The 26,652-nt window shown below is 71.7% G+C and carries 25 protein-coding genes and 1 pseudogene; 14 read left to right on the forward strand and 12 right to left on the reverse strand.

Annotation, left to right across the window (positions count from 1 at the left end):
- Positions 1-6: 6 nt before the first annotated feature.
- The 3 genes from IF88_RS0112245 to fahA form a co-directional block, all read right to left on the reverse strand.
- Positions 7-234, reverse strand: a complete 228-nt coding sequence (locus tag IF88_RS0112245) for a 4Fe-4S dicluster domain-containing protein (RefSeq protein WP_030710222.1) — start codon at positions 232-234, stop codon at positions 7-9.
- A 33-nt stretch (positions 235-267) separates the two neighbouring features.
- Positions 268-1,038, reverse strand: a complete 771-nt coding sequence (locus IF88_RS0112250; RefSeq protein WP_030710223.1) for a GntR family transcriptional regulator — start codon at positions 1,036-1,038, stop codon at positions 268-270.
- A 139-nt stretch (positions 1,039-1,177) separates the two neighbouring features.
- Positions 1,178-2,401 (reverse strand): fumarylacetoacetase, encoded by a 1,224-nt coding sequence (fahA, locus tag IF88_RS0112255; protein WP_030710224.1) that lies wholly within the window; start codon positions 2,399-2,401, stop codon positions 1,178-1,180.
- A 141-nt stretch (positions 2,402-2,542) separates the two neighbouring features.
- On the opposite strand from fahA, the gene IF88_RS0112260 reads away from it, so the two are divergent.
- Positions 2,543-3,361, forward strand: coding sequence for an HAD family hydrolase (locus IF88_RS0112260; protein ID WP_030710225.1), 819 nt, complete (start codon positions 2,543-2,545; stop codon positions 3,359-3,361).
- Between the two features lie 189 nt (positions 3,362-3,550).
- On the opposite strand, the gene IF88_RS0112265 is transcribed toward IF88_RS0112260, so the two are convergent.
- Both IF88_RS0112265 and IF88_RS0112270 read right to left on the reverse strand, forming a co-directional pair.
- A complete protein-coding gene (locus IF88_RS0112265; RefSeq protein ID WP_030710226.1) occupies positions 3,551-5,557 on the reverse strand; it encodes a CocE/NonD family hydrolase in 2,007 nt (668 codons plus the stop codon).
- Between the two features lie 22 nt (positions 5,558-5,579).
- Positions 5,580-5,771 (reverse strand): annotated as a pseudogene (locus IF88_RS0112270) (MFS transporter); the annotation flags it as partial.
- Positions 5,772-5,809: 38 nt separating this feature from the next.
- On the opposite strand from IF88_RS0112270, the gene IF88_RS46470 reads away from it, so the two are divergent.
- The 5 genes from IF88_RS46470 (at position 5,810) to IF88_RS0112295 (ending at position 9,470) form a co-directional block, all read left to right on the forward strand.
- Positions 5,810-5,962 carry a hypothetical protein gene (locus IF88_RS46470; protein WP_158754358.1) on the forward strand — a complete coding sequence of 51 codons (153 nt, stop codon included), beginning with the start codon at positions 5,810-5,812 and terminating at the stop codon, positions 5,960-5,962.
- Positions 5,963-6,260: 298 nt separating this feature from the next.
- Entirely contained in the window at positions 6,261-7,271 is a 1,011-nt protein-coding gene (locus tag IF88_RS0112280; protein ID WP_030710228.1) for a polyprenyl synthetase family protein, read from the forward strand.
- 241 nt (positions 7,272-7,512) lie between these two features.
- On the forward strand, positions 7,513-8,736 hold the full coding sequence (locus IF88_RS0112285; protein WP_030710229.1) for a LolA family protein: 1,224 nt from the start codon (positions 7,513-7,515) through the stop codon (positions 8,734-8,736).
- Positions 8,737-8,853: 117 nt separating this feature from the next.
- The gene (locus tag IF88_RS0112290; protein WP_234323499.1) at positions 8,854-9,057 is read left to right on the forward strand and encodes a hypothetical protein; all 204 of its coding nucleotides are present in this window, start codon (positions 8,854-8,856) and stop codon (positions 9,055-9,057) included.
- Positions 9,054-9,470, forward strand: a complete 417-nt coding sequence (locus IF88_RS0112295; protein ID WP_234323500.1) for a hypothetical protein — start codon at positions 9,054-9,056, stop codon at positions 9,468-9,470. The genes IF88_RS0112290 and IF88_RS0112295 overlap by 4 nt, the downstream gene beginning before the upstream one ends.
- A 99-nt stretch (positions 9,471-9,569) precedes the next feature.
- Here IF88_RS0112295 and IF88_RS0112300 read toward each other — a convergent pair whose 3' ends face one another.
- The 7 genes from IF88_RS0112300 to IF88_RS0112330 form a co-directional block, all read right to left on the reverse strand.
- Positions 9,570-10,886, reverse strand: a complete 1,317-nt coding sequence (locus IF88_RS0112300) for a M28 family metallopeptidase (RefSeq protein WP_030710232.1) — start codon at positions 10,884-10,886, stop codon at positions 9,570-9,572.
- 223 nt (positions 10,887-11,109) lie between these two features.
- Positions 11,110-12,054, reverse strand: coding sequence for an EamA family transporter RarD (gene rarD, locus IF88_RS0112305; protein WP_030710233.1), 945 nt, complete (start codon positions 12,052-12,054; stop codon positions 11,110-11,112).
- Between the two features lie 226 nt (positions 12,055-12,280).
- Positions 12,281-13,357, reverse strand: coding sequence for a 2-oxoacid:ferredoxin oxidoreductase subunit beta (locus IF88_RS0112310; protein ID WP_030710234.1), 1,077 nt, complete (start codon positions 13,355-13,357; stop codon positions 12,281-12,283).
- The gene (locus tag IF88_RS0112315; RefSeq protein ID WP_030710235.1) at positions 13,350-15,293 is read right to left on the reverse strand and encodes a 2-oxoacid:acceptor oxidoreductase subunit alpha; all 1,944 of its coding nucleotides are present in this window, start codon (positions 15,291-15,293) and stop codon (positions 13,350-13,352) included. The genes IF88_RS0112310 and IF88_RS0112315 overlap by 8 nt, the downstream gene beginning before the upstream one ends.
- 152 nt (positions 15,294-15,445) lie before the next feature.
- Positions 15,446-16,105, reverse strand: a complete 660-nt coding sequence (locus tag IF88_RS0112320) for a response regulator transcription factor (RefSeq protein WP_030710237.1) — start codon at positions 16,103-16,105, stop codon at positions 15,446-15,448.
- Between the two features lie 419 nt (positions 16,106-16,524).
- Positions 16,525-17,904, reverse strand: coding sequence for a sensor histidine kinase (locus IF88_RS0112325; protein WP_107050524.1), 1,380 nt, complete (start codon positions 17,902-17,904; stop codon positions 16,525-16,527).
- A 250-nt stretch (positions 17,905-18,154) separates the two neighbouring features.
- Positions 18,155-19,336 (reverse strand): sensor histidine kinase, encoded by a 1,182-nt coding sequence (locus IF88_RS0112330; protein WP_030710242.1) that lies wholly within the window; start codon positions 19,334-19,336, stop codon positions 18,155-18,157.
- 147 nt (positions 19,337-19,483) lie between these two features.
- Between IF88_RS0112330 and IF88_RS0112335 the strand changes: the two genes are divergently transcribed.
- The 8 genes from IF88_RS0112335 to IF88_RS0112370 are packed head-to-tail and all read left to right on the forward strand — an operon-like array spanning position 19,484 to position 26,643.
- The gene (locus IF88_RS0112335; RefSeq protein ID WP_030710243.1) at positions 19,484-19,891 is read left to right on the forward strand and encodes an NADH-quinone oxidoreductase subunit A; all 408 of its coding nucleotides are present in this window, start codon (positions 19,484-19,486) and stop codon (positions 19,889-19,891) included.
- A complete protein-coding gene (locus IF88_RS0112340) occupies positions 19,882-20,469 on the forward strand; it encodes an NADH-quinone oxidoreductase subunit B (protein ID WP_030710244.1) in 588 nt (195 codons plus the stop codon). The genes IF88_RS0112335 and IF88_RS0112340 overlap by 10 nt, the downstream gene beginning before the upstream one ends.
- Entirely contained in the window at positions 20,466-22,013 is a 1,548-nt protein-coding gene (locus IF88_RS40235) for an NADH-quinone oxidoreductase subunit C (RefSeq protein ID WP_051836767.1), read from the forward strand. Before IF88_RS0112340 ends, IF88_RS40235 begins: the two co-directional genes overlap by 4 nt.
- Complete coding sequence (locus IF88_RS0112350; protein WP_030710246.1) at positions 22,010-22,978, forward strand: complex I subunit 1/NuoH family protein; 969 nt, start codon at positions 22,010-22,012, stop codon at positions 22,976-22,978. The genes IF88_RS40235 and IF88_RS0112350 overlap by 4 nt, the downstream gene beginning before the upstream one ends.
- Positions 22,975-23,595: a NuoI/complex I 23 kDa subunit family protein gene (locus IF88_RS0112355; protein WP_037805836.1), complete on the forward strand. Its 621-nt coding sequence runs from the start codon at positions 22,975-22,977 to the stop codon at positions 23,593-23,595. The genes IF88_RS0112350 and IF88_RS0112355 overlap by 4 nt, the downstream gene beginning before the upstream one ends.
- Complete coding sequence (locus IF88_RS0112360) at positions 23,592-24,194, forward strand: NADH-quinone oxidoreductase subunit J (RefSeq protein ID WP_051836770.1); 603 nt, start codon at positions 23,592-23,594, stop codon at positions 24,192-24,194. Before IF88_RS0112355 ends, IF88_RS0112360 begins: the two co-directional genes overlap by 4 nt.
- Entirely contained in the window at positions 24,194-24,568 is a 375-nt protein-coding gene (gene nuoK / locus IF88_RS0112365; protein WP_030710251.1) for an NADH-quinone oxidoreductase subunit NuoK, read from the forward strand. The genes IF88_RS0112360 and nuoK overlap by 1 nt, the downstream gene beginning before the upstream one ends.
- Positions 24,565-26,643 carry an NADH-quinone oxidoreductase subunit L gene (locus IF88_RS0112370; protein ID WP_030710253.1) on the forward strand — a complete coding sequence of 693 codons (2,079 nt, stop codon included), beginning with the start codon at positions 24,565-24,567 and terminating at the stop codon, positions 26,641-26,643. Before nuoK ends, IF88_RS0112370 begins: the two co-directional genes overlap by 4 nt.
- The last annotated feature ends 9 nt before the right edge of the window (positions 26,644-26,652 follow it).

Here is a 26,652-nt window from a genome sequence, read left to right on the forward strand (position 1 = left end):
GGCCTTTCACCGGAGCAGATAGGGCATGTTGACGGTGACCGCGCCGGTGGGACAGCGGGCGGCGCACGGGCCGCAGTACCAGCACTCGTCCACGTGCATGTAGGCCTTGCCGTTGTCCTCGCGGATCGCGAGCGAGTCGAGCGGACACATGTCGACGCAGAGGGTGCAGCCGTCGATGCACAGGGACTCGTCGATGGTCACGGGCACGTCGCCGCGCTGGGGGACCAGAGGCATGGCTGTCTCCAGGGAAGGGGGTGTGGCAGGGGTTCAGAGGGAGCGGCGCAGCAGGCCGCTCATGGTGATGCGGTCGCCGCGGAAGCGGATGAACTCCAGGTCCACGGGCCGGCCGTCGCGCAGGTGGGTGAGTCGTTCCAGCATCAGGACGGCGGCCCCGCGCGGGGCATGCAGGACGGCGGCGGAGTGCGCGTCGGCGTTGACGGCCTCAAGGGTGATCTCGGCGTGGCCGAGCGGCTGCCGGGTCAGCTGTTCCAGGAGCCGGAAGACGTCCGTGTTCTCCAGGTCGCAGCCCAGCAGTTCGGCGCCGATGTCCATCGGTACGTAGGTGAGGTCGAGGGAGAGCGGCAGTCCGTTCAGGCGCCGCAGCCGTTCGATGTAGAGCACGTCGGCGTGTTCGGGCAGGCCGAGGCGTCCGGCGACGGGGGCGGGGGCGCGCACGGGCCCGACGTTGCGGACCTCGTTGGTGACCCGGCCGTGCTCGTGCAGGGTCTCGGCCAGACCCTGCAGGCGGTCCAGGCCGTGCGGGTACTTCTCGCAGACGACGACGGTGCCGACGCCCGGCCGGCGCTCCACCAGCTGCTCGCCGCGCAGCAGGTCGAGGGCCTGGCGGACGGTGTTGCGGCCGGCGCCGTAGTCGGCGGCGAGGGTGCTCTCCAGGGGGAGGACCCCACCGGGGTAGCCGCCCGCCAGGATCTGGTGGCGGAGCAGGTCGGCGAGCTGTCGCGCCTGGTCCGCGCGCAGCCGCCGGCGGCGCGCGGCGGCGACCGGGACGGTGTGCGTGGCGGTGCGTTCGGCTGGCATGGCAGGGAACGTACCGGGGGCCCGGGGACGGTGGTGTTGCCGCAGTGTTGCGCCACCTGAGGGCGCATTCGCAAGGCTCTGAGCTGCGGTTTCGGCGGGGCGTCGGAAAGATCCGCCACCCCGCCGACCGAGGGGTGGACTAGCGCTGTCCCACGATGCGGCCGGTGACCTCGCCGAGGCCGACGCGCGTACCGTCCGGGCCGGGGGCCCAGGCGGTGAGGGTGACGGTGTCCCCGTCCTCCAGGAAGGTGCGCTTGCCGTCGGCGAGCTCGATCGCGTCCCGGCCGTTCCAGGTCAGCTCCAGCAGCGAGCCGCGCTGGCCGGTCTCGGGGCCGCTGACGGTGCCGGAGCCGTACACGTCGCCGGTGCGCAGGGAGGCGCCGTTGACGGTCATGTGCGCGAGCTGCTGGGCGGCGGTCCAGTACATCGACGCGAACGGCGGCCGCGCCACCTCCTGCCCGTTGATGGAGACGGTGATGCGCAGGTCGAAGCCGCCGGGGCGGTCGAGCTCGGCGTCGTCCAGGTAGGGCAGGAGCGGGAAGTCCCGGGCGGGCGGGGCGACGCGGGCCGCGTCCAGGGCCTCCAGCGGGGTGACCCACGCGGAGACGGAGGTGGCGAAGGACTTGCCGAGGAAGGGGCCCAGCGGCACGTACTCCCAGGCCTGGATGTCGCGCGCGGACCAGTCGTTGAGCAGGAACAGCCCGAAGACGTGGTCCTCGAAGTCGGCCAGCGGCACCGGGCGGCCCAGCTCGGAGGGGGCGCCGACGACGAAGCCGACCTCCGCCTCGATGTCGAGCTTGACGGACGGGCCGAAGACGGGCGCCGGGTCGGTGGGTGCCTTGCGCTGCCCGGAGGGGCGTACGACGTCGGTTCCGGAGACCACGATCGTGCCGGAGCGGCCGTGGTAACCGATCGGCAGGTGCTTCCAGTTGGGCGTGAGCGCGTCGCCGTCGGGGCGGAAGATCCGGCCGACGTTGGTGGCGTGGTGCTCGCTCGCGTAGAAGTCGACGTAGTCGGCGACCTCGTACGGCAGGTGCAGCGTGACCTCGTCGAGCGGCAGCAGGTGCGCCTCGACCGTGACCCGGTGGCCGGGGTCGGTCACCCAGGCGGTGAGCGCGCGGCGCACGTCGCGCCAGGTGGTGCGCCCGGCGGCCAGCAGCGGGTTGAGGGAGGACCGCCCGAGCAGCCCGGCGTACGGGGAACCGAGCGCGGCGGCGGCCGCCCCCGCGTCGAGCACGTGCCCGCCGATCCGCACACCGATGCGGCGGCGGTCCTCGGCGGAGGTCGAGAAGACGCCGTACGGGAGGTTGTGCGGCCCGAACGGGTCGCCCTCGGGGAGATCGAGGGGGCTCTGCTGGGGCATGGGGTGCTGCCTCGCTTTCGACGCGGTCCGGGGGTGTCCCGGGAGCTGGTTGACACGTTACGTGGCTGGCGGGGCGTGTGGGAGGCCGGATTCGCGCTCTATTTGTAGGACTTGTCCAAAGGGGTCCGTATCCTTGGCGCCGTGACTTCCGCCCCGCCTCCGGCCCTCCCCTATGCCTTGATCGCCACTGACCTGGACGGGACTCTGCTGCGCGCCGGGGACACCGTTTCGGCCCGTTCGTACACGGCCCTCGCGGCGGCCCGCGCGGCCGGCGCCCGGCACATCATCGTCACCGGCCGCCCGGTCCCCCAGGTCCGACACGTCCTGGACGGCCTCGGCTACACAGGGCTCGCGGTGTGCGGGCAGGGCGCGCAGGTGTACGACGCGGCGCGCGGGCGCCTGCTGCACTCCGTGGCCATGGACCGGGAACTGGCCGAGGTGGCCCTCGGCAAGATCGAGGCGGAGATCGGCGAGGTCTACGCGGCGGTGAACCAGGAGGGACTGGACGCGGAGATGCTGATAGGGCCCGGCTACCGGATGTGGCACCCGCACCTGCCGACGGTGCCGGTGCCGCGGCGGTCGGACCTGTGGGCCGCCCCGATCAACAAGGTGCTGCTCCAGCACCCGGAGCTGGACGACGACGAGCTGACGCGGGTGGCGCGGGCGGTGGTCGGGGACCTGGTGAACGTCACGATGGCGGGGGAGCACACGGTGGAACTCCAGCCGCCGGGCATCGACAAGGCCAGTGGGCTCGCGCGGGCGGCCGAAGTCCTGGGGGCGTCCCCTGCCGGGACGATCGCCTTCGGGGACATGCCGAACGACGTCCCGATGTTCGCGTGGGCCGCCCATGGGGTGGCCATGGCCAACTCCCACCCCGAGCTGGTCGCGGTGGCGGACGAGCTGACACTGTCGAACGAGGCGGACGGCGTCGCGGTGGTCCTGGAGCGCCTGTACGGCTGACCGCCGTCTCCGGGGCGCCCCCGCACCCCCGCGCCTCAATCGCCGGCGGGGCTGGATTTTGCCGGCGTCAGCCCTCCAGCGCGGGCCGCGCGATTCCAGCCCCTCCGGCGTTTGAGGAGCGGGGTCTGGGGCGGAGCCCCAGCAGCGGCGCCGCGCCGGGCAGGCGGCGGAACCCACCCCTGGACCCGCTCAGCCCGCCGCCCGAGGCAACCGCCGTTCCCACGTGCGGTGGAAGACCACCTCGCCCCCCTCCCGGCACACCACCTCGTTCGACGTCAGGAAGCCGCCCTCGTCGCACGAGATCTCCGCCCGGGTCTCCACCCGTACGTCCCAGCCCAGTTCGGGCCGGTGGAGCCGGATCCGCCACTGGGACCGGGCCCGCGCGGACAGCGCGTCGGCGTCCTGGATCTCGTACACCTCCTCCGCGTCCTCGCTGAACTCCAGGCCGTCCGGGTACACCCGCGTGCCCCCGTACCGCGGGTCCACCTCCAGCCGCCACGTTCCGCGCGCGACGTCCCGTACGACCACTCGCTCCGGGCGCGGTTCGTCCAGCGTGGCCGGGAAGGCGACCCCCAGCGGCGGCGCCTGCTCCGGCGGCTCGAACACGATCCCCCCGTCCACGGCCGGCGAGGCCGCCCGCACCGGCAGGGTCAGCGCGCTGCCCGCCGGGTCCAGGGTCCAGCCGGCCTCCGACCCGGCGCGCGGCCAGATCCACGGCCAGTACGCGGAGGACACGGCGAGCCGGATCCGGTGCCCGGGCGGGAAGGCGTGGCCGATGCCGTTCAGCTCGAAGGTGACGTCCTCGTACGAGCCCACCGGCCAGGGCACGGCCCGGTCCCGGCCCTGGCGGGCCGACAGGTTCAGCGCGCCCCGCGTGACCAGCGTCGAGGTCCCGTCCGGGGCGACGTCGCACAGCCGGGCCACGACCTGCCCGTACGGCACGTCGAGCCGCAGCCGCAGGGTCACCGAGGGCCGGCCCAGGATCTCCACCGGCTCCCCGGCCGCCACGGGGAACTCGAAGCAGGCCGACTTCGCGTCCTCCTCCCGCTGGTCCGGCGGCAGGTCGGCGTCGTTGCCGAAGGGGAAGAAGCGGCCGGCGTCCATCCCGGTGTGCTGCGGCGAGGCGACGTCCACCGGCGCGCCCTGGAACACGTACGGCACGGGGATCACGGACGCCGAGGGCCAGGCCTTCTCGCCGACCCAGCGGCCCGGGAGCTCCTCGTACACCGTCGCCGGCGGGTGCGAGTCGCTGATCCAGGCGCGCAGCAGCGGCTCGTCCATCACCCCGTTGTCGATGTCCCGCAGCCAGTGGTCCCACCAGCGCAGGGTCTCCTGGAGGAAGCCGATCGCCGGTCCCGGGGGCAGTCCGCGGTCCGGGTACTGGTGCGACCAAGGCCCGATGAGACCCCGTACCCGCCCGGACGGCAGGTGTTCGACCAGCCGCAGCACGGTGTCCCGGTACGGGTCGTGCCAGCCGCCGACCGCGAGCACCGCCGCGCCGATCGCCCCGTAGTCCTCGCAGACGCTGCCGTGGCGCCAGTAGGCGTCGCGGGTCTGGTGCGAGAGCCAGGTGTGGACCAGCGGTTCGACGGCCTCCAGCCGGTCCAGCCACTGCTGCCGCCAGCCGTCGCCGACGAACAGCGGGTCCGGCGGCCGGGAGGCGAAGGCCAGCATCGTCGCCGCCCAGGCGTGCATGTCCACGGCCAGCACCGAGCCGCCCATGTAGTGCACGTCGTTGTCGTAGCGGTCGTCCGTCGAGCAGACGGTGACGACCGCCTTCAGCGCCTCCGGGGCGAGGGCGGCGATCTGGAGGGAGTTGCAGCCGCCCCAGGAGATCCCGAACATCCCCACCGAGCCCGTGCACCACGGCTGCGCCGCCAGCCACTCCACCACCGCGACGCCGTCGGCCAGCTCCCGGGCGTCGTACTCGTCGCCGGGACGGCCTCCGCTGCAGCCGTGGCCGCGCACGTCCACCCGTACCGACGCGTAGCCGTGGCCCGCGTACCAGGGATGGCGCTGCCAGTCCCGCGGCGCGGTCCAGTCGGTGAGCCGGTACGGGAGGTACTCCAGCAGTGCCGGAACCGGCTGGTCCGTCACCGGCCGCCAGACGCGCGCGTACAGCTCCACGCCGTCGGCCATCGGGATCCGGACATCCTCGTGGGTGGTCTCGTACGGGAACGCGGTACGGATGATCATGCGGGAACCACCTCCATGGACCTCAGCGGACGGGGTGCATCGTGCGCCGCAGCCACGGGGCCAGCGCGATCACGGCGAGGCCCACCGCCACCGCGACGGCGCCGTTGAGGCCGAAGTACACGGGGTTCGACACCTGCCCGTACACCGTGACCACCGGGGCCTGGATGCCGTTGGCGAGCGCGAGGGAGAGGAACCACAGCGCCATCGTCTGGCTGCGACTTCGCGGACGCGGTGGCGAACGGCGGCCTGGGCATGGCCCCGGGCACCGCGGCCTCCGTCTCGGCGGCGTACGGGACCATGGTCTACCTCGTCTCCGTCGCCGGCGGATGGCTCGCCGACCGCATCTACGAGGATCGCCTGCATGCCGAGGAAGGAGAAGCGCTCCCAGACCTCCAGGCCGGATAGCGTGGCGAGGCCGCGCGGGTGGCCGAGGAAGGCGTGGTCGTCGCGGGGTGGCGGCCGCTCGTCCGCCGGATCCGCGGGCTCGTCCCTGTCGGTCGCAGTTCTGGACAAAACATATGCTCCGGTTGTTTCGGCTCTTTCAGAACATACCGGTGCGCATCGGACAGTGCTCGGGTGGTGGCCGGGAAGGCGCTCTCGGTGATCGAAAAGAGACCCGATACGCTGGCTTGAGTGATGGCAGCGACACATCGACAATCCATGTGATCGTCAGCGTGATCGTCAGCAGACAGGAGTACCCCTCGTGACCGTCGTCGGGCCGTTCGGACTGAGCGTGCGGGACCAGGCTCTTGAGACCGATGTCCAGGCCGGACTGGCCGCCGTCGAGGCGGGTCTGCTGGAGGCCACCAAGAGCGAAGTCCCCTTCATCACCGAGGCCGCACAGCACCTGGTCCGGGCCGGGGGCAAGCGGTTCCGGCCGCTGCTGGTGATGCTCGCGTCCCGCTTCGGGGATCCCCACGCGCCCGGAATCGTTCCTTCCGCCGTGGTGGTCGAGCTCACCCACCTGGCGACCCTCTACCACGACGACGTCATGGACGAGGCCGACGTGCGCCGCGGCGTGGAGAGCGCCAACGCCCGCTGGGGCAACTCGGTCGCCGTACTGACCGGCGACTTCCTCTTCGCCCGCGCCTCGCACATCCTGGCCGACCTCGGCCCCGAGGCCGTACGCATCCAGGCCGAGGCCTTCGAGCGGCTGGTGACGGGTCAGATCCTGGAGACGGCCGGTCCGCGCGACGGCCGCGACCCCGTCGCCCACTACCTCGACGTCATCGCCGGCAAGACCGGCTCGCTGATCGCCGTCTCCGGCCGCTTCGGCGCGCTCATGGCCGGCGCCGACGAGTCGGTCGTCGACATCCTCACCCAGTACGGCGAGCGGCTCGGCACCGCCTTCCAGCTCGCCGACGACGTCCTCGACATCGCCTCCGACGCGCACGAGTCCGGCAAGACCCCGGGCACCGACCTGCGCGAGGGCATTCCCACGCTGCCCGTGCTGCGGCTGCGCGAGATGGCCGAGCGGGACGGGCGCCCCGAGGACCTGGAACTCGTACGCCTCCTTGACGGCGACCTGACGGACGACGCCCGCCACGCCGAGGTGCTGACCCGGCTGCGCGCGCACCCCGCCCTGGAGCAGGCCCGCCGCGACACCGTCCGGTACGCGGAGGAGGCGCGGGCCACGCTCGCGCCGCTGCCCGAGTGCTTCGCCAAGTCGGCGCTCGAAGAGCTCTGCGACGCCGTGGTGCACCGCGCCGGCTAGGCCAGCGAGGGGTGTCCCGCACCCGCAGGATCGGAACGGGCCCTTCCGCCCCGGTGACCCCTACGGGTCCGGGCAGGAGGGCCCTTCCCGTGTCATCCCACGGTCGTACGCGCAGTTGCGTCCGGGGACTGACGCCCCGGCGCCGGTGATTTGGTCAGATGGAGTCATCAACCCCACCAGATCGGGTGAGCGCGGCGACACGGCGGTCGCCGCCGTCGACACAAGAGGGCAGGGCACTGACATGGCAGCGAACACGAAGACTTCTCGCAAGGTCGCCCGGTACGCCGTACCGGTGGCGGTGGCGGGTGTGGCCGCGGCGACCGTGGCGATGGTCCCGGCCTTCGCCAACGCCGGCGGGCCCGACCTGCCGAAGGTGACGGCGCAGCAGCTCATCGAGAAGGTCGCCGCCTCCGACGTACAGCAGCTGTCGGGCACGGCCAAGATCAGCACCGACCTGGGTCTTCCCAAGATCGCGACCGGACTGCTCGGCGGCGGTGGGGTCGCCGGCGGCTCCGCCAACCCGGAGGACAAGGTCGCGCAGCTGGCCAACGGCACGCACACCTTCCGCGTCGCGGCCGACGGCCCCGACCGCCAGAAGCTGACGTTCCTGGACGGCAAGGACGAGTACAGCCTCATCCACAACGGCGACGACGTCTGGGGCTACGACTCCAAGTCGAACGAGGTCTTCCACGAGAAGGACCCGCAGTCCGGCAAGGACGCCGGCAAGGACAAGGGCAAGGACCACAAGACGGCCGACCGGCTGGCCGCCTCCCCCCAGAAGATGGCCGAGGAGCTCCTGAAGGCCGCCGGCCCGACCACCGACGTCAGCGTGGGCGACACCGCGCAGGTGGCCGGCCGGGACGCCTACCAGCTGGTGCTCAAGCCCAAGCAGAGCGGCTCCACCGTCGGCTCGGTCCAGATCGCGGTGGACGCCAAGAACGGCGTGCCGCTGCGCGTGCAGCTGCTCTCCTCCCAGGGCGGCAAGCCGATCGTGGACGCCGGCTTCACCAAGGTGGACTTCGCCAAGCCGGCCGCCGACACCTTCGCCTTCACCCCGCCCAAGGGCGCCAAGCTGACCGAGGGCGTCGACGAGGCGGGCAAGGGCGACAAGGGCGAGGGGTTCAAGGCGCTGGAGTCCTTCCCGGGCCTGGACGGCCTGCTGGGAGGCCCGAACGGCCGGGGCGACGTGAAGGTGCTCGGCGAGGGCTGGGCGACCGTCGCGCGGATCGACTCGGGCGCCGGCAAGGGCTTGAAGGACTTCGAGAACTCGGCGAACGACAAGAACGCCCCGAAGGGGGCCAAGCAGTTCCTCGACTCCCTCGGGGACAAGGTCACCGGGAAGTTCGGCGAGGGCCGGGTCCTGTCGACCCGCCTGGTCAACGCCCTGGTAACGGACGACGGCAAGGTCTACGTCGGCGCGGTCACCAAGGACGCGCTGGTGAAGGCGGCCGACGCCAACAAGTAGTCACTCGGGCGGTCACCGCGCACGAGAGCGCCGCGAGGGTGGGCCGGGACTGTGTCCCGGCCCACCCTCGCGGCATTCCGGCTGCCCGTACAGCACGGCCGCTGTACGGTGTTGGACATGTCGAGACACGTCACCATCCGCCTGGACGAAGAGTTCCACGAACGCCTGAAGGCGCGCGCGGCGGCGCTGGGGACGACGGTCACCGCGCTGATCACCGAGGTCACGGAACGCGAACTCGACGAGGACCGGAAGAAGTTCCTGTCCGGCATAGAGGAGTTCGCCGACCACTGGAGCTACTTCCAGGAGCGGTTCGGGCATTGAAGATCACCATGGAGTGGGCCTGGACCGCTCTGGCCCACCATCTCCCGTCCGACCCCGCGGTCTGGGACCCCTCCGGGGTGGCCGCCGCGGTCGCCCGGCACCAGAACGACCTCGTCCTCGTGCCCGAACAGCCCGCCCCGGACACCGCGTGGCGGGCCGCCGCGTTTCTGCACACCCTCGCGGTGTGCCCGGCGCTGGAATCCCCGATGAACGAGTTCTACGCGGCCGCCGCGACCCGCTCGTACCTCCGCGTGGCCGGAGCCCGGCAGCTGCCCTCGCCGGAGGAGCTCGGCGACCTCGTGGAGGCGGCGAAGCTGGGGCGCGCGGACATCGCGGCCGTCGCCGAGGAGCTGCGCGCCCGGATCCAGGAACCGCTGCCGGCCTCGCTGCAGGGCCGCGCCGAGGAGGCGTAGCCGAGACGGCGGTGAGCCCCGGCACGATCGGGTCGGATCGTGCCGGAGCTCTCGGTGCTCTCGGTGCTCAGGCCGTGTGCCGCGTGGCCGGCGGTGCGCCTAGAAGGTGATCTTCCAGCTGTTGATGTAACCGACGTCCTGCGCGGCCGCGTCCTTCACCCGGAGGTTCCAGACCCCGTTCGCGACCTCGCTGGAGGCGTTGACGGTGTACGACTGCACGAGGTTGTCGGCGCTGCCGCCGGCGCGGTTGTGCAGGTTGTAGACCGTGCCGTCCGGGGCGACCAGGTCCACGATCAGGTCACCGCGGTAGGTGTGGACGATGTTCACGTCCACCTTGGTGGTGGCCGGGGCGTTGCCCGCGACGCCCGAGACCGTGATCGGCGAGTTGACCGCGGCGGCGGGGGAGTCGGGGATGTTCACGTCCGTCGTGCTCTCGAAGGACTGGCCCGGCGGGACCGGGGTGCCCGCCCCGAGGTTCCAGATCGCGTACGCGATGGCGTCGGCGTTGCGGTCCAGGGCCGTGTCGTTGATGTTCGACAGGCTGTCGCAGGAGGAGTGGTAGCAGCGGTCGAAGGCCTGACCGGAGGTGCCGCCCCACTTCTGCGCCTGGGCCGCCGTCTTGGTGTAGTCGGCGCCGGAGAACAGGCCGCCGACCGGGATGCCCGCGTTCTTGAACGGCGCGTGGTCGGAGCGGCCGTCGCCCTCGGTCTCGATCTCGGTCGGGATGCCGAGGCCCGCGTAGTAGTTCTTGAAGGTCTGCTCGATCGTCGGGTCGTCGTCGTAGACGAAGTAGCCCGGGTTCGGCGAGCCGATCATGTCGAAGTTCAGGTAGCCGGAGATCTTCGCCTTCTCGGCGGCCGGCAGGTTGTTGACGTAGTACTTCGAGCCGATCAGGCCCAGCTCCTCCGCGCCCCACCAGCCGAAGCGCAGGTGCTTCGTCGGCTGCAGGCCCGCACGGGAGACGGCGAGCGCGGCCTCCAGGACGGCGGCGCTGCCGGAGCCGTTGTCGTTGATGCCGGCGCCCGCGGTCACCGAGTCCAGGTGCGAGCCGGACATCAGCACCGAGTTGGGGTCGCCGCCCGGCCAGTCGGCGATCAGGTTGTAGCCGGTGGCGCCGCTGGAGGTGAAGGTCTGCAGCGTGGTCGTGAAGCCGGCCGCGTCGAGCTTGCCCTTCACGTAGTCGATCGAGGCCTTGTAGCCGGCCCTGCCGTGGGCGCGGTTGCCGCCGTTGTTCGCGGCGATCGTGGAGAGCTGCGACAGGTGGGCCTTGACGTTGGCCAGCGGTATGTCGGGCGGGGTCGGCGCCGCGGTGACCGCCGTGGGGGCGGCGAGGGCGGCGGGTGCGGTGGAGGCGATCAGGCCGGCGACCGCGAAAGCGGTCACGGCAGCAAGGCGCCGGGAGACGGACAGGCTCATGTGGGGGCTCCGGGATTCCGCGGGGATATGACGGAACGAGCGGGATAGAGCAGGTGAGCGTTAGTGCGTCAGTGCGAGCCTGATGTTCAGCGAGAGTATGACTGTCCGTCAAGACCACAATTCGGTCAGGGCAGTTCGGAAAACGGACGATCCCCGGTACGGGTGGTCCGTACCGGGGATCGTGAGGGCGGAGCGTTTGCCGGTGCGTACCCGGCGGCGGCTGTTACGCGGGCTCGCGGGCCGGCGCCGCCACGACGGCGGGGGCCGCCGCGAGGGCCGCCCGGGAGCGCCGAGCCGTGCGCAGCGCGTCCCAGGTCAGGAGCGCGAGCGCGGCCCACACCAGGGAGAAGCCGGCCCAGCGCTCGGGCGGCATGGCCTCGTGGAAGTACAGGACGCCCAGCCCGAACTGGAAGACGGGGGCCATGTACTGGAGCAGCCCGAGGGTGGACAGCGGGACGCGGATGGCGGCCGCCCCGAAGAGCACCAGCGGGATCGCGGTGACCAGTCCGGTCGCGGCCAGCAGGAGCGCGTGCCCGACGCCCTGCGAGGCGAAGGTGGACCGGCCCTGCGCGGTCAGCCACAGCAGGTAGCCCAGGGCCGGCAGGAACAGCAGGGCCGTCTCGGCGGCCAGCGACTCCAGCCCGCCCATGTTGAGCTTCTTCTTGATCAACCCGTACGTCGCGAACGAGCAGGCCAGGACCAGCGAGATCCACGGCGGCCGGCCGTAGCCGATGGCGAGCACGAGGACGGCGACGAAGCTGAGGCCGACCGCCACCCACTGCACGCGGCGCAGCCGCTCGCCCAGCACGAGCACGCCCATCGCGATGCTGACCAGCGGGTTGATGAAGTAGCCGAGGCTCGATTCGACGACGTGGCCGTTGTTGACCGACCAGATGTACAGGCCCCAGTTCACGCTGATCACCGATGCGGCCAGCGCGGTCAGGCCGAGCTTGCGCGGCTGGCGCAGCAGCTCCCGTATCCAGCCCCAGCGGCGCACCGCGAGCAGCGCCAGGCCGACCACGGCCAGGGACCACGTCATGCGGTGGGCGAGGATCTCCACGGCTCCCGCGGGCATCAGGAGCGGCCAGAAGAGGGGGACCAGGCCCCACATCCCGTATGCGCCGAATCCGTAGAGCAAACCCGTGCGCTGCTCGTTCTCCGCCTTCACGGGGCCTCCTGTACGACTTCCAGCCAACTTCCACGACCGTAGCGCCGCGCGGCCCGGATGTCATGCCCGTTCTTGCGAGATACTCATGACATCGCCAGGGGCTTGCGTGGCCGGGCCCGCCCCCGCCCACCTGAGAGCCGCACATGACGAAGCCCGGATCCCCCGCGAGATCCGGGCTTCGTACGGCTTCGTGCTGCTTCGTACGGCCGTGTGCGTGTCGTGCGGGTCAGCCGACGACGGTCCAGGTGTCGTTGCCGGTCAGCAGCGCACCGAGGTCGCCCTTGCCGCTGCGGTCGATGGCCGTGTCGAGCTGGTCCGCCATGAGGGTGTCGTAGACGGGCCGTTCGACGCTGCGGAAGACCCCGATGGGGGTGTGGTGCAGGGTGTCGGGGTCGGCCAGGCGGGAGAGCGCGAACGCCGTCGTGGGGCTGGCGGTCTTCGCGTCGTGGACCAGGATCCGCGACTCGTTGTCCGGGGTGACCTCCACGACCTCCAGGTCCCCGGTGGCCGGGTTGCGCACGACGCCCTTCGCGCCGTCCGCGCCGAAGCGGATCGGCCGGCCGTCCTCCAGCCGGATCACGGCCTCCAGCGCCTGGTCCCGGTCCTTGAGGACCTCGAAGGCGCCGTCGTTGAAGATGTTGCAGTTCTGGTAGATCTCCACGAGCGCCGTGCCCTGGTGGTCGGCCGCCGCGCGCAGCACCTCGGTGAGGTGCTTGCGGTCGGAGTCGACCGTACGGGCGACGAAGGAGGCCTCGGCGCCGATCGCCAGCGACACCGGGTTGAACGGCGAGTCCAGCGAGCCCATCGGCGTGGACTTGGTGATCTTGCCGACCTCGGACGTGGGGGAGTACTGCCCCTTGGTCAGCCCGTAGATCCGGTTGTTGAACAGCAGGATCTTGAGGTTGACGTTGCGGCGCAGGGCGTGGATCAGGTGGTTGCCGCCGATGGAGAGCGCGTCCCCGTCGCCCGTGACCACCCATACGGACAGGTCGCGCCGGGAGGTGGCGAGGCCGGTGGCGATGGCGGGCGCACGGCCGTGGATGGAGTGCATCCCGTACGTGTTCATGTAGTACGGGAAGCGCGAGGAGCAGCCGATGCCGGAGACGAAGACGATGTTCTCCTTCGCCAGCCCCAGTTCGGGCATGAAGCCCTGGACGGCGGCGAGCACGGCGTAGTCGCCGCAGCCGGGGCACCAGCGGACCTCCTGGTCCGACTTGAAGTCCTTCATCGACTGCTTGGACTCGGCCTTGGGCACCAGCGAAAGCAGTGTGCGGGACCCGTCGGTCACGGTCACCTCAGTCATTGATGGCCTCCTCGAGGACCTTTGCGAGCTGCTCCGCCTTGAACGGCATTCCGTTGACCTGGGTGTACGACTGCGCGTCGACCAGGTATTTCGCCCGGATCAGGATGGCGAGCTGCCCGAGGTTCATCTCCGGCACCACTACCTTCTCGTAACGCTCCAGGACCTCGCCGAGATTCCCGGGGAAGGGGTTCAGGTGGCGCAGGTGGGCCTGCGCGACGGGGAGTCCGGCGCCCCGCAGCCGGCGCACGGCGGCGGTGATGGGGCCGTAGGTGGAACCCCAGCCCAGGACCAGGGTGGTTGCTCCGTCCGGGTCGTCGACGTCCAGGTCCGGTACCCGGATGCCGTCGACCTTCGCCTGCCGGGTGCGGACCATGAGGTCGTGGTTGGCCGGGTCGTAGGAGATGTTCCCGGTGCCGTCCTGCTTCTCGATGCCGCCGATGCGGTGTTCGAGGCCGGGCGTGCCGGGAACGGCCCACGGCCGGGCGAGGGTCTCCGGGTCCCGCTTGTACGGCCAGAACACCTCGGTGCCGTCGGCGAGGGCGTGGTTCGCGCCGGTGGCGAACTTGACCTTCAGGTCGGGCAGGTCCGTGACCTCCGGGATCCGCCAGGGCTCGGACCCGTTGGCGAGGTAGCCGTCGGAGAGCAGGAAGACCGGGGTCCGGTAGGTGAGCGCGATCCGGGCCGCGTCGAGGGCGGCGTCGAAGCAGTCCGCGGGTGTCCGCGGGGCCACGATCGGGACGGGCGCCTCGCCGTTGCGCCCGAACATGGCCTGGAGGAGGTCCGCCTGCTCCGTCTTCGTCGGCAGACCGGTGGAGGGCCCGCCACGCTGGATGTCCACGATGAGCAGCGGAAGCTCCAGCGACACCGCGAGACCGATGGTCTCCGACTTGAGCGCCACACCGGGCCCGGAGGTGGTGGTCACCCCGAGCGCCCCGCCGAAGGCCGCGCCGAGCGCCGCGCCGATGCCGGCGATCTCGTCCTCGGCCTGGAAGGTCCGCACGCCGAAGTTCTTGTGCTTCGACAGCTCGTGCAGGATGTCCGAGGCCGGGGTGATCGGGTAGGAGCCCAGGTAGAGGGGCAGGTCCGCCCGCTGGCTCGCGGCGATGAGGCCGTAGGAGAGGGCCAGGTTCCCCGAGATGTTGCGGTAGGTGCCGGTGGGGAAGGCGCGGGTGGCGGGGGCGACCTCGTAGGAGACCGCGAAGTCCTCCGTCGTCTCCCCGAAGTTCCAGCCGGCCCGGAAGGCGACGATGTTCGCCTCGGCGATCTCCGGCTTCTTCGCGAACTTCTGCCGCAGGAACGTCTCGGTGCCCTCGGTGGGCCGGTGGTACATCCACGACAGCAGGCCCAGAGCGAACATGTTCTTGCTGCGCTCGGCCTCCTTGCGGGAGAGCCCGAAGTCCTTCAGCGCCTCGACCGTCAGGGTGGTCAGCGGTACCGGGTGGAGGTTGTACGCGTCCAGGGAGCCGTCTTCCAGCGGCGAGGTCTCGTAGCCGACCTTGGCCATGGGACGTTTGGTGAACTCGTCCGTGTTGATGATGATCTCCGCGCCGCGCGGCACGTCCGCGATGTTCGCCTTCAGCGCCGCGGGATTCATCGCCACCAGCACGTTCGGGGCGTCGCCGGGCGTGAGGATGTCGTGGTCGGCGAAGTGGAGCTGGAAGGAGGAGACGCCCGGGAGGGTTCCGGCGGGGGCGCGGATCTCGGCGGGGAAGTTCGGCAGCGTCGACAGGTCGTTTCCGAACGACGCGGTCTCCGAGGTGAAGCGGTCACCGGTGAGCTGCATACCGTCACCGGAGTCACCCGCGAACCGGATGATCACACGATCGAGACGGCGTACTTCCTTGCTGCCCGGGCTCGCCGGAGTGCGTTGTCCACCGACAACCGCACCCCCAGCCCCGTCGGCCTGCTCGGCTGGGCTGCTGACCTGGCTGGTCACTGAACTGGACCTCCTTCGAGGCGTGAGCACCCCCAGAACCCACCCTACGTCCGTAGGGATCAGGCTCCCCGGAGGCGACCACATTCTGGACCGTAGGACCGCCCCTTGAGACGACCCGACCGGTATGCCGTATCTGACAGAGTGTCAGTGGATCAAGATTTCAGATAAGTGAGAACGGCCAGCACACGTCGGTGATCCCCGTCACTCGGCGAGAGGCCCAGCTTCATGAAGATGTTGCTGACGTGCTTTTCCACGGCTCCGTCGCTCACGACCAGTTGTTTCGCCACGGCGGAATTGGTGCGTCCCTCGGCCATCAGCCCGAGCACCTCGCGCTCGCGCGGGGTCAGACCCGCCAGGACGTCCTGCTTGCGACTGCGGCCGAGCAGCTGGGCGACGACCTCGGGGTCGAGGGCCGTACCGCCCCGGGCCACCCGGACCACCGCGTCCAGGAACTCCCGTACCTCGGCCACCCGGTCCTTGAGCAGGTACCCCACCCCGGTACTCGAACCGGCCAGGAGTTCAGTGGCGTACTGCTCCTCCACGTACTGCGACAACACGAGCACGCCTATCCCGGGATAGTCCCGGCGCAGCCGTACGGCCGCCCGTACGCCCTCGTCGGTGTGCGTCGGCGGCATCCGTACGTCCGCCACCACCACATCCGGCAGCGCGTCCTCGGCCGCCAGCTCCGCGATCGTCTTGAGCAGGGCCTCAGCGTCCCCGACGCCCGCCACGACGTCATGCCCCCGGTCGGTCAGCAGCCGGGTCAGGCCCTCACGCAGCAGCACTGAATCCTCGGCGATGACCACCCGCACCCTGTCTTCCACGACTTTGCAGCTCCCGCGTCCACTCGTTCCCGCACTACACGACTCAGCCAAGCATCCCAGCCTTAAGTCCTGGTGAAGGCAGAGCCGGGACAACACGTGGGCGTCCGGGGCCACTTTTCCCGAACCGGAAGGTCACACATCGAGACGGGGCCGCGCCAAATCCAGCCCCGCCGACGTTTGAGGCGCGGGGTGCGGGGCGGAGCCCCGGTCTTTCAGCCTTGCCGGGCCTTCGAGACGTGGCCGCGCCAAATCCAGCCCCGCCGGCGTTTGAGGCGCGGGGTCTGGGGCGGCGCCCCAGGAAACGCACCCGCACCCGCAGCCCGCACCCGCACCCGGCACACACGAGCGGGACCCCCGCCCACCCCGGACGGGAGTCCCGCTCACCAGCAACGAAGGGGCCCGGGGGGCTACCCCCGGTCACGCCACGGCAGCTCCGCCGTGACCGTAGTCCCGACATCGGCGGGCGAATCCACCACCAGCACCCCATCCACCGCGTCCAACCGCCCCGTCAACCCCGCCAACCCGCTCCCCCCACCAGAGGCATCCGCTCCGCCCCGCCCGTCGTCCGCGACCTGGATCAGCAGCCGCCCCCCGGACTTCCACACGTCCACGGAGGCGGACCGGGCCATCGCGTGCTTGCTGATGTTCTGGAGCAGCTCCGAGACCGTGAAGTACGCGATCCCCTCGATCGCCGCCACCGGCCGGGCCGGCAGGTCCACGGCCACCCGCACCGGCACCGCACACCGCGCGGCCACCGACGACAGCGCCGCGTCCAGCCCCCGGTCCGTCAGCACGGCCGGATGAATCCCGCGGGCGAGGTCCCGCAGCTCCTGCAGCGCGATCTTCACCTCGCCGTGCGCCTCGTCCACCATGCGCGCGGCAGCCTGGGGATCCTCGGTGAGCTTCTCCTTCGCCAGCCCCAGGTCCATCGCGAGCGCCACCAGCCGGGCCTGCGCCCCGTCGTGCAGATCGCGCTCGATGCGCCGCAGGTCGGCCGCCGCGGTGTCCACCACCACGCCCCGGTCCGACTCCAGCTCGGTGACGCGGCTCGCCAGACGGGAGCGCCCGAGCAGGCCGCCGACCATGACGCGGTCGACGGTGGTCAGGGCCCGGATCACCCAGGGGGTGGCCAGGGTGAGCGCCAGCCCGGCGAGGCAGGCGAGGGCGATCTCCACGGGCGAATCGACGAAGAAGGAGTAGTCGTCGTTCTGGAAGAGCATCATCCCGGGCTGGTCGGTGTAGGTCGGGATGACCCAGAACCAGAGCGGGTACAGCAGGAGCGTCCAGCCCGACGCCCAGAACGTCAGTGCCAGGCAGAACCCGAACACCGCCCACGGGAAGTGGATCACGGAGTACAGCACGTGCCGCCAGGCGCTCCCGCTCTTGAGCAGCGCACCCATGGCGGCGAGGGGCCCGGCCTTCTTGGCCCGGATCGGCGCGGGCCCGGCGATGTCCGCCCCGAGCAGCACGCGCACCCGGGCCCGCTCCACCGCGCCGAACCCGCGGCACATGGCGAGCACGCCGGCGAGGACCGGCACGCCGAGGAAGGTGACGAGCAGCCCGGCGCCGAGGCTCACACCGGTGATGGCGAGCGAGAAGTACAGCGTGCTCAGCGGCAGCCCGATCAGCAGGTACCCGAACTCCCGCCAGGTCCGCCCCTCGACCGGAGCCCGCAGCACCGCGCCGACACCACCGCCCGTGCCCTTGTCGTTGTCCATGATCCCGACCCGCCCTTCCGCTCCTCGGCTACACCCCCACCCTGCCGCCCCACCCCACCCCCGAACCATGCAGCGAGTCGGCCTCTCGCCCGGGGGGTTAACCCCACTTCCGCCCAACCCACCCCCGGGCCGTTCGAAGCCCTGGCCGCTCCAAATCCAGCCCCGCCGGCGTTTGAGGCGCGGGGTCTGGGGCGGCGCCCCAGGAAGCGCACCCGCACTCGCACCCGCACCGGGCACACGCACCAGCCACACGCGAGCGGGACCCCCGCCCACCCCGGACGGGAGTCCCGCTCACCAGCAACGAAGGGGGCCCGGGGGGCTACCCCCGGTCACGCCACGGCAGCTCCGCCGTGACCGTAGTCCCGACACCGGCGGGGGAGTCCACCACCAGCACCCCATCCACCGCGTCCAACCGCCCCGTCAACCCCGCCAACCCGCTCCCCCCACCAGAGGCATCCGCTCCGCCCCGCCCGTCATCCGACACCCGTATCAGCAGCCGCGCCCCCGCCCGCCACACCTCCACGCTCGCGCCCCGCGCCCCCGGCCCCGCGTGCTTGCTCACGTTCTGCAGCAGCTCGGACACCACGAAGTACGCGATCCCCTCGATCGCCTCCGCCGGCCGCGCCTCCGGCAGGTCGACCGCCACCTTCACCGGCACCACGCACCGCGCGGCCACCGACGACAGCGCCGCGTCCAGCCCCCGGTCCGTCAGCACGGCCGGATGAATCCCGCGCGCGAGGTCCCGCAGCTCCTGGAGCGCCAGCTTCACCTCCCCGTGGGCCTCGTCGACCATCGCGGCCGCGCCCTCCGGGTCCTCCAGCAGCTTCTCCTTCGCCAGGCCCAGCCCCATCGCCAGCGCCACCAGCCGCGCCTGCGCCCCGTCGTGCAGGTCCCGCTCGATGCGCCGCAGGTCGGCCGCCGCGGTGTCGACGACCACGCCGCGGTCGGATTCCAGCTCCGCGATCCGCCGCTCCAGGTCGTCGGAGGGCGACAGCAGCCCCCGTACCATCGCGCGGTCCGCGTTCGCCAGCAGCCGCGCCACGTACGGCAGCACCGGCCACAGCACGAACAGGCCGGTCAGGGCTACCGTGAAGGTGAGCACCCCCCACGGCAGCCGGATCAGCTGGTACAGCACGGTCCGCCAGCCGACCGGGTCCTTGATGCTCGTCCACAACCAGGGGAAGAATCCGCCGGACCGCTTCGGACCGGGGATCGGGGTCGGCTCGTCCACCCGTACGCCGAGCAGCACGCGGGCACGTGCCCGGTCCAGCCGTCCCATTTGTCGAGACAGATAGAGACCGCATGCGAGCAGGGGAATTCCGATCGCGGTCACGGAAAGACCGCCCGTGACGGAAACCATGACAACCGCGTAAACGAATCCGACGATCGCCAACGGCAGATTGGTCAGCAGATGGGCGATCTCCTTCCACGTCACGGCGCTGAAAGCGGCGCGCACGGGAGGAGGCCGATCGTTGTCGGGGATGGCACGGCTCGTGGTCATGGGCCACAGCCTGTCAAGAGCGGCCCGCTGATGCCATGGGGTGTCCGGGGTGCTGTGAACGGGGGATAACCCCACCCTGTGTGAGGCAGGCCCTAGACTCCCGTCCGTACCAGATCGTCGACAGTGACCGAGGAGCGAGGAACGGACGTGCCCGAACCAACGGTATCGACCGTAACCGTGCTCGCGGCGGACTACTTCCGGAGTTATTCGGTCGTCGGTCTGCTGGCCGCCCTCGGTGTGCTCTTCGTGGCCGTGGCCTTCGGCGCCGGCCGCCTGCTGCGGCCCGTGGTCCCGACCCACGAGAAGCTGCTGACGTACGAATGCGGCGTGGACCCGGTGGGCGAGGGCTGGGCGCACACCCAGGTCCGCTACTACGTCTACGCGTTCCTCTACGTCATCTTCGCCGTCGACTCGATCTTCCTGTTCCCGTGGGCGACGGTGTTCGCCGCCGCCGGTTACGGCGCCACGACGCTGGTGGAGATGTTCATCTTCCTGGGCTTCCTGGCCGTCGGCCTGCTCTATGCGTACAAGAAGGGCGTCCTCGAATGGACGTGACACCTCAGCCGGAGCTGCTCCCTGAGCCCAAGCGCCTGGGAGTCCTCTCCCGCCTCGCCCCGGAACCCATGAAGGTGGTCCTGAACTGGGGCCGCCGGTACAGCCTGTGGGTCTTCAACTTCGGTCTGGCCTGCTGTGCGATCGAGTTCATCGCCGCGTCCATGGCCCGGCACGACTTCATCCGCCTCGGCGTGATCCCCTTCGCACCCGGACCGCGCCAGGCCGACCTCATGATCGTCTCTGGCACCGTCACGGACAAGATGGCCCCGGCCGTGAAGCGGCTCTACGAGCAGATGCCGGAGCCGAAGTACGTCATCTCCTTCGGCGCCTGCTCCAACTGCGGCGGCCCGTACTGGGACTCGTACTCGGTCACCAAGGGCGTCGACCAGATCATCCCCGTCGACGTCTACGTCCCGGGCTGCCCGCCGCGCCCGGAAGCGCTCCTCCAAGGCATCCTCAAGCTCCAGGAGAAGATCGCCCGCGAGTCGCTGGCCGACCGCTACGCGTCCGGGCCGTCCGTCTCCCAGCTCACGAGCGACCTGGTCACGGCCCCGCCGGCCCCCGGGAGCGGTGCGTGAACCTCTACGACTCCCTCCCCGACGCGGCGCCGACGGTCTTCGGAGCCGAGGCCGTCGCCGACTTCTCGTACGACGTCCTCACCGTGGACGTGCCCGTCGGCAGCTGGATCGCCGCCCTCGAAATCGCCCGGGACAAGCTGGGCTGCACGTACTTCGACTGGCTGAGCGCGGTCGACGAGCCCGGCACCGGCTTCCGGATCTGCGCGCACGTCGCCTCGCTGGAGAACCACCGCGTACGCCGCCTCCTGCTGCGCACGACCGTCCCGCACAGCGCCCCCTCCCTGCCGTCGGCGATCGCCGTCTACGCGGGAGCGGAATGGCACGAGCGCGAGACGTACGAGATGTTCGGGGTCGTCTTCACCGACCACCCGCACCTCGTCCACCTCCTCCTCCCGGAGAACTTCGAGGGGCACCCGCTGCGCAAGGACTTCGTCCTGGCCGCGCGCGTCGCCAAGGCCTGGCCCGGCGCCAAGGAACCGGGCGAGGCCCACGATCCGGACGCGCCGAAGCGCCGTCAGATGCTTCCGCCGGGCGTCCCGGACCCCAACGACTGGGGCCCGATGAAGGGCCAGCTCCCGCCGGCCCCCGCCCGCCCGGCCCGCACCCCGCGCGCCGCCGGCGCGGCGGGCGCCGCCGCGCGCACCCCGCGCGAGGGCGCCCCGGTCCGCCGTACCCGCTCGGTCGCCGAAGGCTCGGCCACCCAGCCCCCGGCAGCCGAAGCCCGCCCGCCCCGCCGCACCCGCTCGGTCGCCGAAGGCTCGGCCGGCCAGGCCGCCCCGGCGCCCCCGGCCCCCGAAGCCCCGGCCCGACCGCCGCGCCGCACCCGCTCGGTCGCGCAAGGCTCGGCCAGCCAGGCCGGCCCGGCGACCCCGGACGCCGAAGCCGGGGCCGCCCCCACCCCCTCCACCCCGGAGGACCCGTCGAGCGAGGCCGCGCCGGCGCCCCTGGCCCCCGAAGCCCCGGCCCGACCGCCGGGCCGCACCCGCAGCGCGAGCGACGGTTCCGCGAGCCAGGCCCCGACCGCCCCGGAGCCGGGGGAGACCCCGACGCCCGAAGCTCCCGAGGCCCTCCCGCCGCGCCGTACCCGCTCGGCGACGGAGGGCTCCGCGAGCCAGACCCCGGAGGCGCCGCAGCCCGCACCCGCGCCCCGCCGGGTCGCGCCCCGCAGCTCGGACGCCCCCTGGCACGACCCGAAGCCCGCCTTCGACGAGCCGCCAGCCCCGGCGAAGCCGACGGCGCCGGAGGCAGACGCAGACGCGGCGAAGCCCGAGGTCACCGAGCCGCAGGCCGACACCCCGCCGACCCCGCCGGAGGCGACCCGGCCGGAGGCGGACACGGCGAAGCCGGAAACCACGGCCCGGCAGGCCGAGACCCCGCCCCCCGCGCCGGAGGCAGACGCAGACGCGGCGAAGCCTGAGGCCACCGGGCCGCAGGTCGACGCCCCGCAGACCGCGCCGGAGGCAGACGCAGACGCAGACGCCGGCGCCCCCGACCCCCACACCCCCCGGACCCACCCCACCACCGACAACGGAGGCGACGCGTGAACGATGTCCTCGACGTCGCCCTGCGGCTGATCGTCGTCTTCGCCGTCTTCCTCGTGCTCCCGCTCGTCGTCGGGCAGACCGAGCACAAGGTGATGGCCCACATGCAGGGCCGCCTCGGCCCCATGTACGCCGGCGGCTTCCACGGCTGGGCCCAGCTCGTCGCCGACGGCGTGAAGTTCGCGCAGAAGGAAGACATCGTCCCGGCCAACGCCGACCGCCGGATCTTCCAGCTGGCCCCCGCCGTCGCCCTGCTGCCGTACCTCCTCGTCCTCCTCGCCATCCCCATCGGCCCGGGCGAGGGCGCGGTCGGCCAGGTCATCGACGCGGGTCTGTTCTTCGTGCTCGCCGTCATGGGCGTCGGAGTCCTCGGCTCGCTCATGGCCGGCTGGGCCTCCGCCAACAAGTTCTCCCTGCTCGGCGGCCTGCGCACCGCCGCCCAGCTGCTCGCCTACGAGCTCCCCATGCTGCTCGCCGCCGCCTCCGTGGCGATGGCCGCCGGGACGGTCTCCCTCCCCGGCATCGTGGAGAGCTTCGAGTGGTGGTGGCTGCCCTGGCAGATCGTCGGCGCGCTCGTCTTCTTCACCGCCGGCCTCGCCGAACTGCAGCGGCCCCCCTTCGACATGCCCGTCGCCGACTCCGAGATCATCTTCGGCGCGTACACCGAGTACACCGGCCTCCGCTTCGCGCTGTTCCTCCTCGCCGAGTACGCCGGCATCGTCGTCCTCTGCGCCCTCACCACCGTCCTCTTCCTCGGCGGCTGGCAGGGCCCCTTCGGCGCCGACGGCCTCGGCTGGGTCTGGACCCTGCTCAAGACCGGGATCCTCGCCTTCGTCGTGATCTGGCTCCGCGTGAGCTACCCGCGCCTGCGCGAGGACCAGCTCCAGAAGCTCGCCTGGACCGTACTCATCCCGCTCGCGCTCGCCCAGATCGCGCTCACCGGCATCGTGAAGGTGGCGATGAACTGATGCCCATCCCCGGATCCGGCCTCGCCAAGGGCCTGGCCGTCACGCTGCGCACGATGACGAAGCGCTCGCACACGGCCCAGTACCCCGAGGTCCAGCCCGAACTCCCGCCCCGTTCCCGCGGGGTCATCGGCCTGTTCGAAGAGAACTGCACGGTCTGCATGCTGTGCGCCCGTGAGTGCCCCGACTGGTGCATCTACATCGACTCCCACAAGGAGACGGTCCCCGCTTCCACCCCCGGTGGCCGCGAGCGCAGCCGCAACGTCCTCGACCGCTTCGCCATCGACTTCTCCCTCTGCATGTACTGCGGCATCTGCATCGAGGTGTGCCCCTTCGACGCCCTCTTCTGGTCGCCGGAGTTCGAGTACGCGGAGACCGACATCCACGAGCTGACCCACGAGCGCGACAAGCTCCGCGAGTGGATGTGGACCGTCCCGGCCCCGCCCGCGCTGGACCCGGCCGCCGAGGAGCCCAAGGAGATCGCCGCCGCCCGCAAGGCAGTGGAGAAGGCCGAAGCGGCGGCAGCAGCGGCGGCCGCGGCAGCCGAGGCCGCAGCCGCCACCGCGCCCGACGGCGGAGCCGAACCCCCGACCACCCCGACCCCGGAGGGAGACGCGTGACCCCCGCCGCCACCCTGGCCGCAGCCCAAGCCGCCGCCACCGGGCCCGGTTTCCTCTCCCCGACCGGCGTCGAGATCGCCTTCGTGCTCGTCGGACTCGCCGCCCTCGGCGCGGCCCTCGTCACGGTCACCACCCGGCAGCTGGTGCACGCCGCCCTCTGGCTGGTCGTCGCACTCGGCGGCATCGCCGTCGAGTACCTGCTGCTGACCGCCGAGTTCATCGCCTGGGTCCAGGTCCTCATCTACCTCGGATCCGTGGTCGTCCTCCTCCTCTTCGGGCTGATGCTCACCAAGGCGCCCATCGGCCGCTCCCCGGACGCGGATTCCGGCAACCGCTGGATCGCGCTCGGTGTCGCCGCCGTCGCCGCCGTGGCCCTGGTCTGGGTCGTCGTCGACGCCTTCCGCACGACCTGGATCGACCTCGACGGGCCGGTCCAGGGTTCGACCAAGGTCTCCGGCGAGATCCTCTTCCAGCACTGGGTGCTGCCCTTCGAGGCGCTCTCCGTCCTCCTCCTCGCGGCCCTGATCGGCGCGATCGTGCTGTCCCGCAGGAACACTCCCGCCGAAGACGGCGTCGCCAGTGACAAGGGGCAGCGCTGATGCACCTCGCCTACCCCGCGGTCCTCGCGGCGCTCCTCTTCTGCACGGGCCTGTACGGCGTACTCGCCCGCCGCAACGCCATCCTGGTCCTGATGTCCGTCGAGCTGATGCTCAACGCCGTCAACCTCAACCTGGTGGCCTTCGACGTCTGGCTGCGCGACGCCCTGCACGCCGGCCAGGCCCTCACCCTCTTCACCATCGCCATCGCCGCCGCCGAGATCGGCATCGGCCTCGCGATCGTGCTGATGGTCTACCGCAACCGCGGCACCTCCGACGTCGACCGGCTGCGCGACACCGCCGAAGGCCACGAGCCCGCCCAGAACTCCACTAACACCCCGAACACTCCGAAGACCCAGAGCGAGGTCACCGCGTGAGCACCACGACCCTCGCCGTGCTCGTCCCGCTGCTCCCCTTCCTGGGCGCGGTGGCGGGACTGCTCTTCGGCCGCACCGCCCCCGGGTTCGTCCGGCCGCTCGCGATCCTGCCGACGCTCGGCGCCGCCGTACTGGCCGTGATCGTCGCCGTCCGCCAGGGCGGCGGCCCGGCGATCAGCACGGCGACCGAGCTGACCCCGACCGGCTCGGTGCCGATCGACCTCTCGCTCTACCTGGACGGCTTCGCCGTGCTGGTCGCCGTCCTGGTCGGGCTCGTCGCCACTTGCGTACAGCTCTACTCGACGGCGTACCTCCGTGAGGACCCGCGCTACCCGTCGTATGCCGCTCTCGTCTCACTGTTCACCTCCGCGATGCTGCTCGTCGTCTACTCCGGCGACCTGATGGTGCTGCTGGTCGGCTGGGAGGTCATGGGCATCTGCTCGTACTTCCTGGTGGGCCACTACTGGGAGACCGAGGCGGCCCGCTCCGCCTCCCTGAAGGCCTTCCTCGTCACCAAGCTCGGCGACGTCCCCTTCCTGATCGGCCTGTTCGCGCTCGCCGCCGACGCCGGCTCCTTCCAGATCACGAAGATCCTGAGCACCGTCGCCGCCGGCGGCCTCGACCATCCGACGCTGATCGCGCTGCTCCTGCTCGCCGGAGTCGCGGGCAAGTCCGCGCAGTTCCCGCTGCACACCTGGCTCCCCGACGCCATGGCGGGCCCCACCCCGGTCTCCGCGCTGATCCACGCCGCGACGATGGTCGCCGCCGGTGTCTACTTCATCGCCCGCCTCCTCCCCGTCTTCGCGGCCTCCCGCGCCGCACTGGTGGTCATGGCCGTCATGGCGGCCGTCACGATGGTCGGCTCCGCCCTCGCCGCCCTCGCCCAGGACGACATCAAGCGAGTGCTCGCCTACTCCACGATCGGCCAGCTCGGCTACATGACCGGCGCCCTGGCCGTCGGCGACCGTGGCGCCGCCGTCTTCCACCTCCTGTCCCACGGCGTCTTCAAGGCGCTCCTCTTCCTCGGTGCGGGCGTGATCATCCACGCCGCCGGTACGAACTCCCTGGCCGCCATGTCCCGAATGGGCGGCCTGGCCAAGCGCATCCCCGACGCCTTCTGGACGATGACGATCGCGCTGCTCGCGCTCGCCGCGATCCCGCCCTTCGCCGGCTTCTTCTCCAAGGAAGCCGTCCTCGTCGCCGCCGAGCAGACCGCCACCGGCCACTCGGACTTCGCCCCGAGCGGCGCCGGCTGGCTCGTGCTCGTCGCCGGCGTGCTGACCGCCCTGCTCACCGCCGCCTACGCCACCCGGCTGTGGCTGATGGCCTTCCGCGGCCGGGGCGCAGCTGCCCCCGACCACGGCAAGGAGCCCGTCGCCATGACCGGCGTGCTGTGGCTGCTCGCGATCCCGTCGGTCGGCTTCGGCCTCGCCGCGGGACCCATCGCCGACTGGTTCGACGGCGAAGAGCTCACCCCGACCCTGGTCACCTCGGTCCTCGGCACGGGCGCCGCGGTCATCGGCGTGATGCTCACCTACGCCCTCTGGCAGCGCGCCGCGGCCCGCACGGCCACGGCCCCCGCCACCGCCGGAGCGGTCCCCGGAGCCGTCACCGGTGCCGTGCCCGTCATCGGAGCGGGCGCCCCGCAGCCCGCCGCCGTGGCCGCCGCCGCATCCGCGGCCACCGCCGCCGCCGAGTCCGCGGCCGAGACCCCCGAGGTCGCCGAGGTGACCCACGACCACCCCGCCGTCCCGGCCGGGCCCGCCCCCGACCCCGGACGCGCGCTCCTCGGCCCGCTGCACCGCCACGCCGCCGACGGCTTCCACCTCGACGCCGTCTACGACCGGCTCTTCGTCCGCCCCGTCCGGGCGGCGGCAAGCCTCGTCCGCTTCCTCGACCGCGAGGTCGTGGACACGTACGTCCGCGGCGCGGGCGCCGGCCCCCGGCTGTTCGGCAGCCTCGTACGCCGCGCCCAGACCGGCAACGTGCAGAGCTACCTGAGCGCCCTGCTCGCCGGCGCCGTGGTCCTGGCGATCGCCACCGCCGTCCTCGCCAACGTCAACGCCGGATCGTGAGCCGTGAGT

Origin of the sequence: Streptomyces sp. NRRL F-2580 (genome assembly GCF_000720115.1) — a bacterium.
GTDB lineage: Bacteria > Actinomycetota > Actinomycetes > Streptomycetales > Streptomycetaceae > Streptomyces.

Coding starts and splice junctions, on each gene's coding strand:
- IF88_RS0112245 (WP_030710222.1), bottom strand. CDS start 234: ATGCCTCTGGTCCCCCAGCGCGGCGACGTGCCCGTGACCATCGACGAG.
- IF88_RS0112250 (WP_030710223.1), bottom strand. CDS start 1,038: ATGCCAGCCGAACGCACCGCCACGCACACCGTCCCGGTCGCCGCCGCG.
- fahA (WP_030710224.1), bottom strand. CDS start 2,401: ATGCCCCAGCAGAGCCCCCTCGATCTCCCCGAGGGCGACCCGTTCGGG.
- IF88_RS0112265 (WP_030710226.1), bottom strand. CDS start 5,557: ATGATCATCCGTACCGCGTTCCCGTACGAGACCACCCACGAGGATGTC.
- IF88_RS46470 (WP_158754358.1), top strand. CDS start 5,810: ATGGCCCCGGGCACCGCGGCCTCCGTCTCGGCGGCGTACGGGACCATG.
- IF88_RS0112285 (WP_030710229.1), top strand. CDS start 7,513: ATGGCAGCGAACACGAAGACTTCTCGCAAGGTCGCCCGGTACGCCGTA.
- IF88_RS0112290 (WP_234323499.1), top strand. CDS start 8,854: ATGTCGAGACACGTCACCATCCGCCTGGACGAAGAGTTCCACGAACGC.
- IF88_RS0112300 (WP_030710232.1), bottom strand. CDS start 10,886: ATGAGCCTGTCCGTCTCCCGGCGCCTTGCTGCCGTGACCGCTTTCGCG.
- IF88_RS0112310 (WP_030710234.1), bottom strand. CDS start 13,357: ATGACTGAGGTGACCGTGACCGACGGGTCCCGCACACTGCTTTCGCTG.
- IF88_RS0112325 (WP_107050524.1), bottom strand. CDS start 17,904: ATGGTTCGGGGGTGGGGTGGGGCGGCAGGGTGGGGGTGTAGCCGAGGA.
- IF88_RS0112330 (WP_030710242.1), bottom strand. CDS start 19,336: ATGACCACGAGCCGTGCCATCCCCGACAACGATCGGCCTCCTCCCGTG.
- IF88_RS0112340 (WP_030710244.1), top strand. CDS start 19,882: ATGGACGTGACACCTCAGCCGGAGCTGCTCCCTGAGCCCAAGCGCCTG.
- nuoK (WP_030710251.1), top strand. CDS start 24,194: ATGCACCTCGCCTACCCCGCGGTCCTCGCGGCGCTCCTCTTCTGCACG.